General features: G+C 74.6%; 14 protein-coding genes and 1 riboswitch. Of the genes, 3 read left to right on the top strand and 11 right to left on the bottom strand.

The window, feature by feature from the left end; translation table 11 throughout:
* Window positions 1–89 precede the first annotated feature (89 nt).
* Complete coding sequence (locus ACIGXM_RS27990; protein WP_396565587.1) at window positions 90–1670, bottom strand: serine/threonine-protein kinase; 1581 nt, start codon at window positions 1668–1670, stop codon at window positions 90–92.
* A 156-nt stretch (window positions 1671–1826) separates the two neighbouring features.
* Here ACIGXM_RS27990 and ACIGXM_RS27985 point away from each other — a divergent pair, with 156 nt between their 5' ends.
* A complete protein-coding gene (locus ACIGXM_RS27985) occupies window positions 1827–3062 on the top strand; it encodes a saccharopine dehydrogenase family protein (RefSeq protein ID WP_396565586.1) in 1236 nt (411 codons plus the stop codon).
* Here the strand turns inward: ACIGXM_RS27985 and ACIGXM_RS27980 are convergent.
* From ACIGXM_RS27980 to ACIGXM_RS27955, 6 genes are all read right to left on the bottom strand, one after another.
* A complete protein-coding gene (locus ACIGXM_RS27980; RefSeq protein WP_396565584.1) occupies window positions 2983–3531 on the bottom strand; it encodes a hypothetical protein in 549 nt (182 codons plus the stop codon). The two genes, ACIGXM_RS27985 and ACIGXM_RS27980, sit on opposite strands and share 80 nt — an antisense overlap.
* Before the next feature lie 109 nt (window positions 3532–3640).
* Window positions 3641–4090 (bottom strand): winged helix-turn-helix domain-containing protein, encoded by a 450-nt coding sequence (locus ACIGXM_RS27975; protein ID WP_396565583.1) that lies wholly within the window; start codon window positions 4088–4090, stop codon window positions 3641–3643.
* Window positions 4091–4136: 46 nt separating this feature from the next.
* Complete coding sequence (locus tag ACIGXM_RS27970; RefSeq protein ID WP_396565581.1) at window positions 4137–4406, bottom strand: hypothetical protein; 270 nt, start codon at window positions 4404–4406, stop codon at window positions 4137–4139.
* A gap of 462 nt (window positions 4407–4868) precedes the next feature.
* Window positions 4869–5285 carry a hypothetical protein gene (locus ACIGXM_RS27965; RefSeq protein WP_396565579.1) on the bottom strand — a complete coding sequence of 139 codons (417 nt, stop codon included), beginning with the start codon at window positions 5283–5285 and terminating at the stop codon, window positions 4869–4871.
* Window positions 5286–5555: 270 nt separating this feature from the next.
* A riboswitch (M-box (ykoK) riboswitch) is annotated at window positions 5556–5732 on the bottom strand.
* A 55-nt stretch (window positions 5733–5787) separates the two neighbouring features.
* Window positions 5788–6318 (bottom strand): PadR family transcriptional regulator, encoded by a 531-nt coding sequence (locus tag ACIGXM_RS27960; protein WP_396565577.1) that lies wholly within the window; start codon window positions 6316–6318, stop codon window positions 5788–5790.
* A 148-nt stretch (window positions 6319–6466) separates the two neighbouring features.
* On the bottom strand, window positions 6467–8509 hold the full coding sequence (locus ACIGXM_RS27955; protein ID WP_396565575.1) for an FAD-dependent oxidoreductase: 2043 nt from the start codon (window positions 8507–8509) through the stop codon (window positions 6467–6469).
* A gap of 134 nt (window positions 8510–8643) precedes the next feature.
* Here ACIGXM_RS27955 and ACIGXM_RS27950 point away from each other — a divergent pair, with 134 nt between their 5' ends.
* Both ACIGXM_RS27950 and ACIGXM_RS27945 read left to right on the top strand, forming a co-directional pair.
* Window positions 8644–9540 (top strand): LysR family transcriptional regulator, encoded by an 897-nt coding sequence (locus ACIGXM_RS27950; RefSeq protein ID WP_396565573.1) that lies wholly within the window; start codon window positions 8644–8646, stop codon window positions 9538–9540.
* Between the two features lie 127 nt (window positions 9541–9667).
* Window positions 9668–12211: a glycoside hydrolase family 2 protein gene (locus ACIGXM_RS27945; RefSeq protein ID WP_396565571.1), complete on the top strand. Its 2544-nt coding sequence runs from the start codon at window positions 9668–9670 to the stop codon at window positions 12209–12211.
* On the opposite strand, the gene ACIGXM_RS27940 is transcribed toward ACIGXM_RS27945, so the two are convergent.
* From ACIGXM_RS27940 to ACIGXM_RS27925, 4 genes are all read right to left on the bottom strand, one after another.
* Window positions 12177–13283, bottom strand: coding sequence for an NAD(P)-dependent oxidoreductase (locus tag ACIGXM_RS27940; protein ID WP_396565569.1), 1107 nt, complete (start codon window positions 13281–13283; stop codon window positions 12177–12179). The genes ACIGXM_RS27945 and ACIGXM_RS27940 overlap by 35 nt on opposite strands.
* 176 nt (window positions 13284–13459) lie before the next feature.
* A complete protein-coding gene (locus ACIGXM_RS27935) occupies window positions 13460–14416 on the bottom strand; it encodes an NAD(P)-dependent alcohol dehydrogenase (protein WP_396565567.1) in 957 nt (318 codons plus the stop codon).
* Window positions 14417–14418: 2 nt separating this feature from the next.
* Entirely contained in the window at window positions 14419–14928 is a 510-nt protein-coding gene (locus tag ACIGXM_RS27930; protein WP_396565565.1) for a DUF4232 domain-containing protein, read from the bottom strand.
* 166 nt (window positions 14929–15094) lie between these two features.
* On the bottom strand, window positions 15095–15841 hold the full coding sequence (locus tag ACIGXM_RS27925) for a FadR/GntR family transcriptional regulator (RefSeq protein ID WP_396565563.1): 747 nt from the start codon (window positions 15839–15841) through the stop codon (window positions 15095–15097).
* Between the last annotated feature and the right edge of the window lie 148 nt (window positions 15842–15989).

The raw sequence follows: 15989 nt of genomic DNA, 5'->3' as shown, positions 1-15989 counted from the left end.
ACCGCCCGGGAGGAGGGCGCCGAGCGGCACGACAGGGCGCACGACGGCACCAGGTGGTGGCAGCGGGCGTCCTTCGCGCTGCGCGGTGGTCAGCCCTCCCTGGTGAGGTCGCCGGAGTAGCCGCTGATCGTCAGGTGGAGGCTGCCGTTGCTGTTGACGGTGTAGACCTGCGGGTCGGAGTCGGGGGTGCAGCCGTTGCTCGCGCTGCCCTGGGCGGTGGTCAGGACCAACCGGCCGGCCCCGGCGGTGGTCAGGAGCGCGCTGCTGTCGCAGTAGGTGTCTCCGGCGCTGTTGCGGATGGCGCCGACCTCGGAGCCGGGTCGCCCCTGGACGATGGTGATCTGGAAGCCGACGGGGGTCGGGAAGGCCGAGCTGGTCAGGGCGCCGCGCCAGCTACCGAGGAACGCCGCCGCGATCGGGCCGGAGTGGGTGCCGCCGTTGCCGTTGGAGAGCCAGACGGCGGCGCCCGCCACCGCGGCGGCCAGGGCGGCCGCGACCGCCGCCAGCGCCCAGCCGCGCCGGGGCCGGGCCGGAGCGGCGGGAGGGGCGGCGGGAGTCGGCGCGGTCCAGCCGGGGAGGGGAGCGGGGGCGGCCGGAGGGACCGGTCCCGGGTGGCTCGTCGGTTCGGCGGGCGTCCAGGCGGTCGGCGGCGGGCCGAACCGGCCGGTCGGGGCGCCGGCGCCGGCCGTGCCGCCGGTTGCGCCCGTTCCGGTCGAGGGCCCGCCGACCTCCGTCGCCGGCGCGGCCGCGGGCGCGTCCTCGCCCGCCCCGTCGAGGTCCAGCAGCTCCACCGCGAGCCGTGCCACCGACGCCGCGACGGCCGGCGGCAGCCAGTCCTCGGCGCCCGGGGCCGGCAGTGCCTGCCCGCCGCCGGCGAGCAGGGCGCGCAGCTCGTCCGGGGTCGGCCGGTCGGCCGGCTGCTTGGCCAGGCAGGCCAGCACCAACACCCGCAGCTCCTCGTCGAGTTCGCCGAGCTCCGGGGCCTCGTGCAGCACCCGGTAGAGCAGCACCGGCGCGCTCACCCCCTCCCCGAACGGCGGGGTGCCGCTCGCCGCGAACGCGAGCACGGCGCCGAGCGAGAAGACGTCGCTGGGCGGGCCGGCGGCCAGTCCCTGGGCCTGCTCGGGGGAGAGGTAGCCGGGCGAACCGACCACGAAGCCCGAGCGGGTGAGCGCGGTCGCCGCGTCCAGCGCCCGGGTGATGCCGAAGTCGATCAGCCGTGGCCCGTCCAGCGCCAGCAGCACGTTGGACGGCTTGACGTCCCGGTGCACCAGCCCGAGCCGGTGCACCGCACCGAGGGCCTCGGCCAGTCCGATGCCGAGCGAACGGGCCGCCGCCGTCGGCAGTGGCCCGAACTCCCGTACGGCGCTGCCCAGTGAGGGGCCGGCGACGTAGCCGGTGGCGACCCAGGGGTGGTCGCTCTCGGTGTCGGCGTCCAGCACCGGAGCGGTCCACCGCCCGCCGACCCGGCGAGCCGCCGCGACCTCCTGCCGGAAGCGGGCACGGAACTCCTGGTCGGTGGCGTACTCGCGGTGCACCGTCTTCACCGCGACGGTCCGGCCGCCGGGCGTGCGTCCCAGGTAGACCTGGCCCATGCCACCGGCGCCGAGCCGGCGGAGCAGCCGGTACCCGCCGAGTTGCCGAGGGTCCTCCGGTCGCAGAAACTCCATGCCCCACCCGCTCCGTTGTCGCGCTCTTCCCACGGCAGACGGTAGCGGCCGAGGGGGTGGTCTGACGATCGGATCGGGTGGCTCCGGACGTTGACACCGCGTCCGCCCGCTCCCTAGCGTGGGGCCGCCTCCGACTACCGGCCAGTAGGGACCACCATGTCTGCCGAGCGCCCGTACGACCTCGTGCTCTTCGGCGCGAGTGGCTTCACCGGCGGCCTGACCGCCGAATACCTGGCCCGCAACGCGCCGGCCGAGTGCCGCTGGGCGCTCGCGGGCCGTGACCCGGCCAAGCTGACGGCGCTGCGCGAACGGCTGGCGGCGATCGAACCGCGCTGCGCCGACCTCCCGTTGCTCCGCGCCGACGCGACGGACCGGGCCGCGCTGCGCGAGGTCGCGGCCTCGGCCCGGGTGGTGGCCTCCACCGTCGGTCCCTACCTGCGTTACGGCGAGCCGTTGGTGGCCGCCTGCGCCGAGGCCGGCACTGACTACCTCGACCTGACCGGCGAGCCCGAGTTCGTGGACCGGATGTACCTGCTGCACCACCAGCGCGCGGTGGAGACCGGCGCCCGGCTGGTGCACTCCTGCGGGTTCGACTCGATCCCGCACGATCTGGGCGTGCTCTTCACCGTCGGCCTGCTGCCCGCCGACGTGCCGGTCCGGGTGCGCGGCTTCGTGCGGGCCGGTGGCACCTTCTCGGGCGGCACCTTCGCCTCCGCGCTGACCGCCGTCTCCCGCCCGCGGGCCGCCGCGCGGATCGCCCGGGCCCGACGGGCCGCCGACCCCCGGCCGGCCGGGCGGCGGATCCGCACCTCGGCGGACCGGCCGGGCTGGTCCGCCGAGGCCCGCGCCTGGGCCTGGCCGCTGCCCACCATCGATCCGCAGGTGGTCGGCCGATCGGCGGCGGCGCTGCCCGGCTACGGGCCCGACTTCGGTTACCGCCACTACGCGGCGGTCAAGCGGCTGCCGGTCGCGCTGCTCGGCACCGCGGGACTCGCGCTGCTCGTCGGCGCCGCCCAACTCCCCGCACTCCGAAGGATGTTGGAGGGCCTGCGGAAGCCGGGTGACGGCCCCGCGGCGGCGCGGCGGGCGCGGTCCTGGTTCACCGTGCGGTTCGTCGGGGAGAGCGGTGGGCGGCGGGTGTTCACCGAGGTCTCCGGCGGCGACCCGGGCTACACCGAGACGGCCAAGATGCTCGCCGAGTCGGCGCTCTGCCTGGCCTTCGACGAACTGCCGCCGACCGCCGGCCAGGTGACCACCGCGGTGGCGATGGGGAGCGCGCTGATCGACCGGCTGACCGCGGCGGGGCTGCGGTTCACTGTGCTGGACGGGCCACCCAGGACTCCGCCGGGCCGGGCGCCGGGCCTCGACCGGCCTTCGGCGGTGCGGGGTTGACGGCGCCCCCCAGGCCCTGGTGCTGCCGGGCGGCCGCCACCAGCACACCGCTGACTCCGGCCGGCAGGTCGAGGTGGTGTGCGAGCCAGTCGGCGTCGTGACCGTGGGTGGCGAGCACCCAGGCGGTGTGCAGGCTCTCCGGGACGGGCGCCGCCGGGTCCGGCAGGAACCGGCGGACGGCCTCCAGCGGGAACCCGTCCAGCGCCTCGGGTGCGAACGGCTCGTCGTCCGGCTCGGCCGGCGCGGGCGGCGGGATCGTTCCGGCCTGCCGGCGCCGGTGCGCGTGGACGACCAGGGCGATCGCGCCGAGGGCCAGGCCGAGCGCGGCGACCGCGAGCAGCACCCCGCCGACGGCGGGTCGAGCCGGCACCGGGGTCAGCCCGAGTGCCACGATCTCCATGGCCAGCAGGGTGAGCACGCCGAGCACGACGGTGCCCTCGCGGGACTCGGGGTGGGGAAGTGCGCGCATGGCCGCCTCCTTACCTTCTCCATGGTGCCGCCGGGGCGGACCGACCGGGAAGGCCACACCTGGTGTCCGACAGCTCGCGCCGGGTGACCGGAGTGTGCCGCCCGCGTGGTCAGCCGGCCGCGGCGGTCACGGCCTCCGGGTCGAACTTGTAGCCCACCTGGCGGACCGTCGTGATCACCGAGCGGTAGGCCGGTCCGAGCTTCCGGCGCAGCCGCGCGACGTGCGTGTTCACCGTGCGGGTGTCGGTCGGAACGCCCTGCCCCCAGACGCTCGACATGAGTTGACGCCGAGTCAGGACTTGGAGTGGATGGGCCGCCAGGTGGGTGAGCAGTTCGAACTCCATGTAGGTGAGATCCAGTCGGCGGCCCTCCAGCACGGCGGTGCGCTGGCCGTCGTCGATGACCAGCGCGGCCAGCGGTTGCAGACGGCTCGGGCCGGGCTCGGCGGGAGGGCTGACGGGGCGCGGCGCCGGGCTGGGCGCGGCCGGCCCGGTCGCGGGCAGGGCCACCGAGCAGTCGTGGTGGATCCGGGCGATCCGGGGGTAGCACAGAGGCATCATTGCTCCTTTGTCGCGTGCGGGCGGCTTTCGCTCGACTGACGTGACGTCAGTTCTCCGACCACCAGGCGGCTTCCAGTCGCGGCGAGCCGTCCGGGCCGGGCACGGTCCGCCAGTGCGCGCGCGGCGCTCCGGCGCGCCGGACCGTCGCCCCGCTCGGCGTGGGTGCCTGGGCGGCGATGGCCTGGATGACCGGGCTGTCCAGCGGGCTGTCGGCCAGCCGCTCGATGACCCGGGCGAGCATGTCGCGCAGCGGGCGGTGCTGCGGTGCGCTGGCCGGGCGGGCGATCGGGTGGTGGAACGCGGTGAAGACGGACATGACCGGGTGACCTCCGGACGGATGGCGTGCGGGCCGAATGCGGCACGGCACGTGCGGGTGACGGGTGTGAGGGCGCTGCGCACGGCCCCGGCGGCCCCGACACGGTGGCGCGTGACGGACCTCGTCAGCGCGTGTCGCGGGCGGACCGGGCCGCTCGGAGTCCGGGCCGCGGGCGGCCCGGACTATGGGTACTGGGATCCATGGGCGCTCGCCTCCTCCCGGTGTTCGCGACGGTCTGCCCGTCTCGGCTGTGGCAGGGCGTGGGCCGGCTCGAAACGGCCGGTCGCCCCGGGTGGTGTGCTCCAACTCGGCTGAGTCGGAAGGTGTTTGAGATCGATCGATCCCGCAGTTGGTGGACCAAACCCAAGCCAGCATAGTCCGGTCCGGCTCGGTGTCCGCGCCCTTGACGGAACCCTGACGTGACGTGAACGCGGGGTTGTCGCGGACGCCGGGGGCAGGGCGTCAGGCGTCCGGAGCCGGCTGTCCGGTGCCGGACCGGGCCGCCCGCTCGGCGATGGCGTGGGCCGCGGTCGACGGCAGGTCCAGGTGCTGGGCCAGCCAGGGCGCGCGGTGTCCCTGCATGGCCAGCAGGTAGGCGGTGTGCACCCGGGCGTCGTAGGCGACGTCGGGCGAGGTGGTGGCGGCGAAGTCGCGGGCGTCCAGCAGGTAGCGGCGCGGCGTGCCGTCGTGCAGGGTGAGCCGCAGCGACCCGCGCACGGCGGGTGCCGTGAGGAGAACGGGGACGACCGGGGCGGTCCGGGCAGCCGGTGCGGCGGCGGGGCGCCGGTAGCTGCGGATCGCGCGGAGCAGGCGTCCGCCGGAGTGCCGGCGGGCGGTCTCCGGGCGGCCGAGGACGTGCGGCAGGGCGACCATGGTCATGGCGGAACCTCCAAGGCGGGCAAGGCCGTTGGACGGCACGCGGAAACCCGGTGTGGCGGCCCCGGGAGCGGGGCGGGCAGGCCGGGAGCGGGTCAGCGCGGGCCGGAGGCGGGCGGATACGGGCGGTCACCGAACCGGAGAGGGGCCGGTGCGCCCGGACTACTCGGACTACTTCCAGTACTCGGACCGTTGTCCATGACGCTCGCCTCCTTCCGGTCGGGGCGGTTCTCGCCTCGTACGCGGCAAGGAGCGGACCAGCACGAAACTGCTGGTTCACCCCAACTCGTCAGAGCTTTGGCACTCCACGGCGTGATCCCTCCCGAAGGTGGGAAGCCACTTGGGATCAACCCTTAATTCGGGAAGATCTGTCCTGAACCTGGGCGTCTCTCGACGTCGTCGGGTCAGTGGCCTGTGTCCGTGAAGACGCCTCACCGAACGAGGTGCCTCCTGCAAACGTTGGCAACTATAGACCCTTCGGGCGACCGGCGTCAGCCGTCGGGCGTCAGGTGTCCAGTTCGGCGAGCACCTCGGTGAGCCAGTCGATCCAGAAGGTCTCCAGCCGGATTCCGCCGCGCAGCACCAGGTGGTGCAGCCGGTTCTCCTCGGCCGACCGCTCGGCCGGGAAGTCGCGCCGCTCGATCTCCGCGTACTCGGCCAGTCGCGTTCGGTGCAGGGCGAGGTGCCGGCGCAGCTCGTCGACCAGGCCGTCCGTGCCGACCACCGCCGCCGCCCGCAGCCGGACCAGCAGGGCGTCGCGGATCTCCTTCGGCTCGGCGGGCTCGGCCACCCAGGTGGCCAGCTCGGCCCGGCCGGCCGGCAGCACCTCGTACTCCTTCCGCTGCCCCCGGGTGGGGGTGGTCTGCGGGAGCGCGCGGATCAGCCCGGCCTGTTCCAGCTTGCCCAGTTCGCGGTAGATCTGCTGGTGCGTGGCGGACCAGAAGAACCCGATGGACTTGTCGAACCGACGGGTCAACTCCAGCCCGGAGGACGGCTTTTCGAGCAGGGCGGTGAGGATCGCGTGCGGTAGCGACATGGTCGGCCAAGCCTCCGGTGCGGTACGGGCGGCGGGCGCGCGGAGCGGACCGCCGGCCCGTCCCGCGCGCGGGTGCTGGGGGAAGCCTAGGTGTTCTGACCCTCACGGCTCAGAACACCTAGGGCCTGCCTCGGGTGGGACGGGCCGGTCAGATGATGGCGGCCAGCTCGGTGCCCTGGCGGATCGCCCGCTTGGCGTCGAGTTCGGCGGCCTCGTCCGCGCCGCCGATCAGGTGCGCATCGAGGCCCCGGGCGCGCAGCGCCTGGTACAGGTCGCGCCGTGGCTCCTGGCCGGTGCAGAGCACGACGGTGTCCACCGCGAGGGTGCGACGCTCGCCGTCGACGGTCAGGTGCAGGCCCTCGTCGTCGACGCGGTGGTAGGTGGCGCCGGCGATCATGGTGACCCCGCGGTGTTTGAGCTCGGTGCGGTGGATCCAGCCGGTGGTCCGGCCGAGACCGGCACCGACCTTGCCGGCCTTGCGCTGCAGCAGGTGGACGGCGCGCGGCGGGGCGGGCCGCTCGGGCCGGCGCAGGCCGCCGGGCGCGCGGTACTCGGGGTCGATGCCCCACTGGCGGTAGAAGGCCTGTGGGTCCCGGTCGGCCGCGGTGGTCGGCTGGCCGGTCTGCTCGGTCTGGTCGGTGAGGAACTCCGCGACGTCGAAGCCGATGCCGCCCGCGCCGATGATCGCCACCCGCTCGCCGACCGGCGCACCGTCCCGCAGTACGTCGAGGTAGCCAAGCACGCTCGGGTGGTCGACGCCCGGCAGTTCGGGGACACGCGGGGTGACCCCGGTGGCGAGCACGATCTCGTCGAAGTCGGCCGCGGCGAGCCGGTCGGCGGTGACCGTCGAGCCGAGCTCCAACTCGACGCCGAGGGTGTCGAGTTGGTTGCGGTAGTAGCGGATTGTCTCGTCGAACTCCTCCTTGCCGGGCACCCGTCGGGCGATGTTGAGCTGCCCGCCGATCCGCTCGGCGCTGTCGAAGAGCGTGACCCGGTGCCCGCGTTCGGCCGCCGCGGTGGCGAAGGCGAGCCCGGCCGGGCCGGCGCCCACCACGCCGATCCGCTTGCGGCGCTTGGTCGGTGCGAGCACCAACTCGGTCTCGTGGCAGGCCCGCGGGTTGACCAGGCAGGAGGTGAGCTGGCCGCTGAAGGTGTGGTCCAGGCAGGCCTGGTTGCAGCCGATGCAGGTGTTGATCGACTCGGGCTTCCCGTGGCGGGCCTTGGCGACGAACTCCGGGTCGGCCAGCAGCGGGCGGGCCAGCGAGACCAGGTCCGCGCAACCGTCGGCGAGCAACTGCTCGGCCAGTTCGGGGGTGTTGATCCGGTTGCTGGTGATCAGCGGGATCCCGACCGCGCCCATCAGCTGCTTGGTCACCCAGGCGAAGGCGCCGCGCGGCACGGAGGTGGCGATGGTGGGGATCCGGGCTTCGTGCCAGCCGATCCCGGTGTTGATGACGGTGGCGCCGGCCGCCTCGATCTCCCGGGCCAGGGTGACCACTTCGGTGAGCGAGGAGCCGCCGGGCACCAGGTCCAGCATGGAGAGCCGGTAGATCAGGATGAACTCCGGGCCGAGCGCGGCGCGCACCCGGCGGACGATCTCGACCGGGAACCGGATCCGGTCGCGGTACTCGCCGCCCCAGCGGTCCTCGCGGTGGTTGGTGGCGGCGGCGATGAACTCGTTGATCAGGTAGCCCTCGGAGCCCATGATCTCGACGCCGTCGTAGCCGGCCGCGCGGGCCAGCCGGGCGGCCCGGACGAAGTCCTCGATGGTCTGTTCCACCTCCTCGTCGGCCAGCGCGCGCGGGGTGAACGGGCTGATCGGCGCCTGCAGCGGGCTCGGCGCGACCAGGTCGCGGTGGTGCGCGTAGCGGCCGAAGTGCAGCAGTTGGAGGGCGATCCGGCTGCCCTCGCGGTGCACGGCGGTGGTCACCACGCGGTGCTGCTCGGCCTCGGCCTCGGTGGTCAGCTTGGCGCCGCCGGCCCACGGGCGACCCTGCTCGTTGGGCGAGATCCCGCCGGTCACCATCAGGCCGACGCCGCCCCGGGCGCGGGTGGCGTAGAACTCGGCCAGTCGCTCGAAGCCGCCCGGGGCCTCCTCCAGCCCGACGTGCATCGAGCCCATCACCACCCGGTTGGGCAGCGTGGTGAAGCCGAGGTCCAACGGGCTCAGCAGGTGGGGGTACGCGCTCATCCAGGGCCTCCTCGCACGGACTCGTCGAGGACTTTCTAGACCAGTGCTGGGGATTGTGCAACTAGGTGCATAAAGGCAGGCGGGGCAACTATGCGCTCGTTGGATGGATCGGTGTGCTTCTAGAATGGCTGGTTATGGAACTGCGTCAGCTGCGCTACTTCGTCACCGTCGCCGAAGAGGCGAACTTCACCCGGGCCGCGGCCCGGCTGCATGTCGCCCAGCCCGGGGTGAGCGCGCAGATCCGGCTGTTGGAACGGGAGTTGGGGCAGGAGCTGTTGGACCGGTCGGGCCGCGCGGTGCGGCCCACCGAGGTCGGCGCCGCCGTCCTGCCGTACGCGCGGGCCGCGCTGGCCGCGGTGGACGGCGCGCGGCAGGTGGTCGACGAGTTCGCGGGGCTGGTGCGCGGACGGATCACGGTCGGCATGGTGACCTCGTTCGGCCCGTCCATCGACCTGGCCGGACTGCTGGCCGGCTTCCACCTGGACCACCCGGCCGTGGAGATCGGCCTGACCGAGGACACCTCCGAACGCCTGCTCCAGGCGCTGGCGGTCGGCGCGCTCGACCTGGCGATCGTCGCTCCGCTCGCCGCACCGCCGGCCGGCCTGGCCCACCAGGTGGTGGTCGACGAGGCACTCGTCGTGGGTGTCGGTCCGGACGATCCGCTGGCCGGCCGGGCCGCCGTCCGGCTCGCCGAGCTGGCCGACCGGCCGCTGATGAGCCTGCCGCACGGCACCGGGCTGCGCGCCACGGTGGAGGAGGCCTGCGCGGCGGCGGGGTTCCGGCCGCGGATCGCGTTCCAGGCCGCCGATCCGAACGCGCTGGCCCGGTTGGCCTGCCGAGGTCTGGGGGTCGCCGTGCTGCCCGAGCTGCTGGCCCGCTCCTACCAGCCGGAGCTGCGCGTCCTCCAGGTCGCGGGGGCGTCACTACGCGGGCGGCTGGCCCTGGCCTGGCGGGCGGACGGGCACCCGGGCCCCGCGACCCGCGCGCTGGTGGCGCACGCTCGGGCCGCCCTTCCGGAGGTGTCCGCCTGACCCCTCGCTCCGCTCCCCGGCGTCCGGCATCCGGGTCCGCGCCCGCGTCCGGCCCCGGGCGCCTCCGCCCGGGGAGCGGTACGCTGCGCGCGGGGGAGCGGGCCAAATCGCTTCGAGGGAGGCAGGGTTGAAGCAGATCACTCCGCTGGACCAGGGCTGGACGCTGGGCCCGGCCGCCGCGGATCGGCTCCCCGCGCAGGCTCCGCCCGGGCTGCGGGCCGGGCAGCTGGTCCCCGCCGAGGTGCCCGGGTGCGTGCACACGGATCTCCTCGCCGCCGGTCTGATCCCCGATCCCTTCCTGGACCGCAACGAGCTCGACGTCGCCTGGGTGGGCCGGGCCGACTGGCGCTACGACACCGTGCTGCCCGCCCCTGCGGTCGGGTTCGAGCGCACCGACCTGGTCTTCGACGGCCTGGACACGGTCGCCGAGATCACCCTGCGCGGCCAGCGGCTCGGCAGCACCCGCAACATGCACCGCGGCTACCGCTTCGACGTGACCGGCCTGCTCGCCGAACCCGCCCGGGAGCCGGACCCCGCCGCGCTCACCGTCCGTCTCGGCTCCGCCCACGCCGAGGCCGAAGCCGTCCGCGCCCAGCTCGGCGACCGCCCCAACGCCTACCCCGAGCCGTTCAACCACATCCGCAAGATGGCCTGCGCCTTCGGCTGGGACTGGGGGCCGACCCTGGTCACCGCCGGGATCTGGCGCCCGGCCCGGCTGGAGCACTGGAGCACGGCGCGGCTGGCCCGGGTCCGCCCGCTGGTCACCGTCGACGCCGACGGCACGGGCCGGGTCGAGCTGCACCTCGACCTGGAACGCACCCCCGCCGGCGCCGCCCGGCCGCTGGCGGTCCGGATCCGGGTCGGCGGGACGGCCCGGGAGGAGGTGGTCCAGGAGGCCGCCGTCGCGTCCGGCGCGCTCGCCACCACGGTCGCCGTGACCGTCCCGCGCCCCGACCTCTGGTGGCCGCGCGGCTACGGCGAACAGCCGCTGTACGACTGCGAGATCGTCCTCTCCGACGCCGTCGACGCCACCCCGCTGGACAGTTGGCGGCGCAGGATCGGCTTCCGGACCGTCCGGCTGGACACCTCCGCCGATCCGCACGGCACCGCCTTCACCCTGTTGCTCAACGGCGAACGGCTGTTCGCCCGCGGGGTCAACTGGATCCCCGACGACGTCTTCCCCTCCCGGGTCACCCGCGAGCGCTACCGCCACCGGCTGCGGCAGGCCGCCGAGGCGGGGGTGAACCTGGTCCGGGTCTGGGGTGGCGGCATCTACGAGAGCGAGGAGTTCTACGACGCCTGTGACGAGTTGGGCCTGCTGGTCTGGCAGGACTTCCCGTTCGCCTGCGCCGCCTACCCCGAGGAGCAGCCGCTGCGCGGCGAGGTGGCGGCCGAGGCCCGGGAGAACGTGGTCCGGCTCGCCCCGCACCCGAGCCTGGTGCTCTGGAACGGCAACAACGAGAACCTCTGGGGCTTCCGGGACTGGCAGTGGGAACCCCGACTGGCCGGTGACAGCTGGGGCGAGGGCTACTACCTCGGTCTGCTGCCGCGGATCACCGCGGAACTCGACCCGACCCGGCCGTACTGGGCGGGCAGTCCGTGGTCCGGTTCCTGGGCGCACCACCCCAACGACCCGGCGCACGGGACCCATCACTCCTGGGAGGTCTGGAACGGTCGCGACTACACCGACTACCTCGGTCAAGTGCCGCGCTTCGTCGCCGAGTTCGGCTGGCAGGCGCCGCCCGCGTACGCCACCCTCCGGCGGGCCCTGAGCGATGACCCGCCGGCCGCCGACTCGCCCGGCATGCTGCACCACCAGAAGGCCACCGACGGCAACGCCAAGCTGGCGCGCGGCCTGGAGCGGCACTTCGCGCCAGCCGCCACCTTCGACGAATGGCACTACCTCACCCAGCTCAACCAGGCCCGCGCCGTCGCCACCGGGATCGCCCACTGGCGCTCGCACTGGCCGCGCTGCGCGGGCACCGTGCTCTGGCAGCTCAACGACTGCTGGCCGGTGACCTCCTGGGCCGCCGTGGACGGTGACGGTCGCCCCAAGCCGCTCCTCCACGAGCTGCGCCGGCTCTACGCGGACCGGCTGCTCACCTTCCAACAGCGGGACGGGCTGACCGTGTTGGCCATCGACAACCAGTCGGCCGAGCCGTGGTCGTGCGCCGCCCGGGTGCGGCGGTTGCGGGCGGACGGCGGCATGGTGGCCGAGGAGCTGTTGAGCGTCGTCGCACCGGCCCGCACGGTCGCCGTGCTGCCGCTGCCCGAGTGGCTGACCGCCTTCGCCGACCCGACCGGGGAGCTGCTCTGCGTCGACACGGAGACGGACGGCATGGACGGTCTGCGGGACATCCGACTCGGCTGCCCGGACCGGGAGTTCGGCTACCCGCCGGGTCGCGGCGAGCTCACGCTGCTGCCCGCCACGGCCGAGGGTGAGGTCCGACTGCGCTTCACCGCCCGGACCCTGGTCCGCGACCTGCTGGTGCAGGCCGACCGGCTCGGCCCGCGGGCGGTGGTCGACCGCGGGCTGCTGACCCTGTTGCCCGGCGAGAGCGCGGTGTTCACGGTCCGCGGCCTGGATCGCGCGGAACGGGCCGCGCTCACGCCCGAGCGGCTGGCGGCGGCGCTGTTCAGCGTGAACCGGGTGCGCTCGACGGTGTGTTAGCCAGTGGTACCTCGTGGTCCGAGCCGGCCAGCAGGGCCGCGAGGTACTGCGCGCTGCGCAGGGCCGCCTCGGTCATCGCCCGCCGGGTCATGCCGGCGATGTGCGGGGTGAGCAGTGCGGCCTCGATGCCGAACAGCGGTGAGGCGAAGGCGTGGTGCTCGTCGGCGAAGGTGTCCAGCGCGGCACCCGCCAGCGGGTGGTCGGGGTCGCGCAGCGCCCGGGCCAGTGCCGCCTCGTCCACGATCCCGCCGCGCGCGGTGTTCAGCAGCAGCGCGCCGGGGCGCAGCAGGGCGAGTTCGCGCTCGCCGATCAGCCCTCGGGTCCGCGCGGTCAGCGGGGTGTGCAGCGAGACCACGTCGCTGCCGGCGAGGAGTTCGGGCAGGGAGGCGGCGCGACGCACGTCGTGCGCGGCGGCCTGCCGCTCGGTCAGCCGGGGGCCGTGCGCCAGCACCGGCATGCCCAGCGCGCGGGCCCGCCGGGCCAGCGCCCGGCCGATCAGCCCGAACCCCACCACCCCCAGCGTCAGTTCGGCCAGCTGCCGGGGCTGCCCGGCCGGTGCCCCGCGCCACACCCCGCGGTGCGAGTGGCTGTTGTGAACCGCCAGATTCCGGCTCAACGTGAGCAGTTGGGCCAGCGCGAACTCGGCCACCGCGTCGGCGTTGGAGCCAGGGGTGTGGGTCACCCGGATCCCGTAGTGGCTGGCCGCCGCCAGGTCGACGTGGTTGGTGCCGGCACCGGCCTGTGCCACCACCCGCAGCGGACGGGCCAGCCCGGCGGCCGTCCCGGCCCGGAAGAGCGGTTCACCCAGCGGCACGTTCACCCGGGTCTTCACGGCGTCGTGCCCGCCGCCGGCTACCACCGCCTCGGCCACGGCGGCCTGGTCGAAGCCGTCCACCTCGACGAAGCCGAGGCGGCCGGCGTAGCGACGGCGCGCCGCCGCGGGGTCGGCCACGCGCCAGAGGTTGAGCGTCACGTCGAGGCCGAGTTCGAGCAGGCGGTCGATCTCCAGCGGCAGTAGTTCGTCCGGCGCCGCGTCGATCACCAGCACCCGGTGCCGCTCGTCGTCCGCCACGGTCGTCCCCCGTCCACTCCCGCCCGGGGCGCGTCCCCGGGGCCGGTCGGGTCGATCATGCCAGCGTGTGCGGTGCGGCGGTCGGCGGGGTGCGCGCCGGGTGGGCCGTCGGTGGTGGGTGGGGCGGGCCGGTCACCGCACGGCTGGCGGCCCGCGACGGGCTCGCGGGCCGGGGCTCAGCCGACCGCGACGACGATCTTCCCACGGACCCCGCCGGCCTCCAGGGCACGGTGGGCCCGGGCGATGTCGGCGAGCGGGTACACCGTGTCGACCACCGGACGGATCGCGCCTTCCTGCACCAACTGAGCCAGATCAACCAGGAGTTGGTGGGTGGGGTGACCGCTGAAGAACCGTACCCGGCGCGGACCGAAGGCGGCGGACGCGAGCAGGTAGCCGAGCGAGGCGACCGGGTGCCGGTGGTCGAAGGTGATCGACACCATCCGTCCGCCCGGCGCCAGCAGCCGGCGGTAGGCGGCGAAGTCGGTGCCCACCGTGTCGAGGACGACGTCGAACGGGCCGAGGTCGGCCGCGCCGGTGGTCGCGTAGTCGAAGGCTTCGTCGGCGCCGAGGTCCCGTACCAGGTCGAGGTTGCCGGCCCCGGCGAGGGCGGTGACCCGGGCGCCGCACGCCCGTCCGAGCTGGACGGCGACGCTGCCGACACCGCCGCTCGCGCCGCGCACCAGCAGCCGTTCGCCCGCGGCGAGGCGGGCCTGGTCCCGCAGTGCGGTGATCGCCGTCGTGCCGACCCCGGGCAGCGCCGCCGCCCGGACCGGATCCAGTCCGGGCGGCGCGAAGGCCAGCTGCCGGGGCCGCACGGCCACGAACTCGGCCGCGCTGCCGAAGGTCCGCGGCAGCACTCCCCAGACCCGGTCGCCGGTCCTGAGGCCGGACCGCGGGGAGCCGAGGGCGGCGACCTCGCCGGTGAAGTCCATCCCCGCGCGCTTGGGGAAACCCCACCCGGCCGCGGCCGTCAGCGGGCGCAGCCTCCCGGCCCGCCCGGCGAGTTCGGCGCTGTTCACGCTGGCGGCGTGGACCCGGACCAGCACCTCGCCGGGTCCGGCGACCGGCTTCGGTACCGTGCCCTGGTACAGCACCTCCGGAGGGCCGTAGCGGTCGTACAGCGCCGCACGCATGCTCAGCCCTGGGTGCCGGCGTGCACCGGGGAGACCGTGAACACGTTGCTGCAGGCCTCCAGGGTGTAGGGGATCAGGACCGCCTGGTAGGAGGCCGGCGGGTAGATCCGTAGGTACGTGCTGGCGGCGCTGCACGGGCCACCGATCGGCCCGTTGGTGGTGTGCAGGAGCGCGCTGGCCGAGGAGCCGGGGTTGATCGTCACGGTGCTCACCGGCTCGCCGGTGCGGGTGGCCGGCGGTGCGACCTCGGCGTGGTCGACGCCGACCAGCGAGGCACCGGGGTAGCCGCGCAGCGCGCAGGCGGTGGTGCTGGTGTTGGTGAACACGACGGTGACGTAGAGCTGTCCCGCGCCGGGGCTGGCGGTCCCCGCGGACACGTACAGGTCGGAGACCTGGCAGGTGCGCGGTGCGGCCGGGGCGGCCTGGGCCTGGGTCGCGGTGATGGCGGTGCCGGCGAGGGCGAACACGCCCGCCGCGCCGAGGGCGACTGTGCGCCGAAGGGAGATGGTCACGGTCTGCTACTCCTTGCCGAAGAGAGCCGGTGGAACATCGTCGTACCGATGAGGACGCGCGCCGTGGCCGCGCGGTTGCGGGGCGTCGACAGCGTGGCTGGGGACGGCCGCGCCGGCGCCGGTGGGCCGGGGTGGTGCGGTGGCTCGGCCGGGTGGTGGGTGGGCGTCAACCGAGGAAGCCGCGCAGCAGGGCCGCGGTGGCGGCCAGGTGCTCCTCGGTGGAGCGGCGGGCGGCGGCGACGTCGCCGGTCAGGATCGCCTCCACCATCGCGCGGTGCTGCTCCGAGGCGTGGTCGATGTTGCGTTCCAGCATCGGGATCGCGTTGAGCAGGTCGTTCAGCCGCATCCGGCACTCGGCGACCCCGGCCGCCAGCGAGTGCGAGCCGGTCAGCTCGGCGATCGCCAGGTGGAAGCGCGAGTCGAGCTGCCGGTACTGCTCCGGCGTGGCGTCCTCCAGGTCGGACAACCGCCGGGCCAGATAGGCGCGCTGATCCTCCGTCAGGTCGCGTCGGGCGGCCTGCTCGGAGGCGCCGGTCTCCAGCACCATCCGGTAGGTGAGCGCGTCCTCCAGCTCCAGGCCCATGTCGGCCACCACCCGGCGCAGCTCGCCGAGGTCGGGCGGTGGCAACCGGTAGGTGACGAAGGTGCCGCCGTAGCGACCGCGCCGCGACTCCACGCAGCCGGCCTGCTGGAGCGAGCGGATCGCCTCGCGCAGCGTCTCGCGGCTGATGTTGAGCCGGGCGGCCAGCTCGCGCTCGGCCGGCAGCCGGTCGCCGTAGGCGAAGACGCCGAGCTTGATGGCCTCCAGGAGCCGCTCGACCGTCTCCTCGAAGGCGTTGCCGGTCCGGACGGGGCGGAAGATCGCGCCGCCCTGCCAGTCCATCCGCAGATCGCTTTCCGCTGCCTGGTCCACCCCGGAATCGTACCCAGGTGCGGACCGTTCGCCGCGGTCCGTGGTCCGCTTGGTCACGATCGGGGCAAGGCGGTCGGGAAGCCGGGCGGGCCTTCTTGACGCGGTGGCGGCGCAGGGGGAAACATGCGCACTACGTCAAAGGTCTGCT

This window comes from Kitasatospora sp. NPDC052896 (genome assembly GCF_044547075.1).
Lineage (GTDB): Bacteria > Actinomycetota > Actinomycetes > Streptomycetales > Streptomycetaceae > Kitasatospora.
This window is presented reverse-complemented; position numbering and strand designations above follow the sequence as displayed.

Coding starts and splice junctions, on each gene's coding strand:
- ACIGXM_RS27960 (WP_396565577.1), bottom strand. CDS start 6,318: ATGTCGCTACCGCACGCGATCCTCACCGCCCTGCTCGAAAAGCCGTCC.
- ACIGXM_RS27955 (WP_396565575.1), bottom strand. CDS start 8,509: ATGAGCGCGTACCCCCACCTGCTGAGCCCGTTGGACCTCGGCTTCACC.
- ACIGXM_RS27970 (WP_396565581.1), bottom strand. CDS start 4,406: ATGTCCGTCTTCACCGCGTTCCACCACCCGATCGCCCGCCCGGCCAGC.
- ACIGXM_RS27985 (WP_396565586.1), top strand. CDS start 1,827: ATGTCTGCCGAGCGCCCGTACGACCTCGTGCTCTTCGGCGCGAGTGGC.
- ACIGXM_RS27965 (WP_396565579.1), bottom strand. CDS start 5,285: ATGACCATGGTCGCCCTGCCGCACGTCCTCGGCCGCCCGGAGACCGCC.
- ACIGXM_RS27935 (WP_396565567.1), bottom strand. CDS start 14,416: ATGCGTGCGGCGCTGTACGACCGCTACGGCCCTCCGGAGGTGCTGTAC.
- ACIGXM_RS27980 (WP_396565584.1), bottom strand. CDS start 3,531: ATGCGCGCACTTCCCCACCCCGAGTCCCGCGAGGGCACCGTCGTGCTC.
- ACIGXM_RS27950 (WP_396565573.1), top strand. CDS start 8,644: ATGGAACTGCGTCAGCTGCGCTACTTCGTCACCGTCGCCGAAGAGGCG.
- ACIGXM_RS27990 (WP_396565587.1), bottom strand. CDS start 1,670: ATGGAGTTTCTGCGACCGGAGGACCCTCGGCAACTCGGCGGGTACCGG.
- ACIGXM_RS27975 (WP_396565583.1), bottom strand. CDS start 4,090: ATGATGCCTCTGTGCTACCCCCGGATCGCCCGGATCCACCACGACTGC.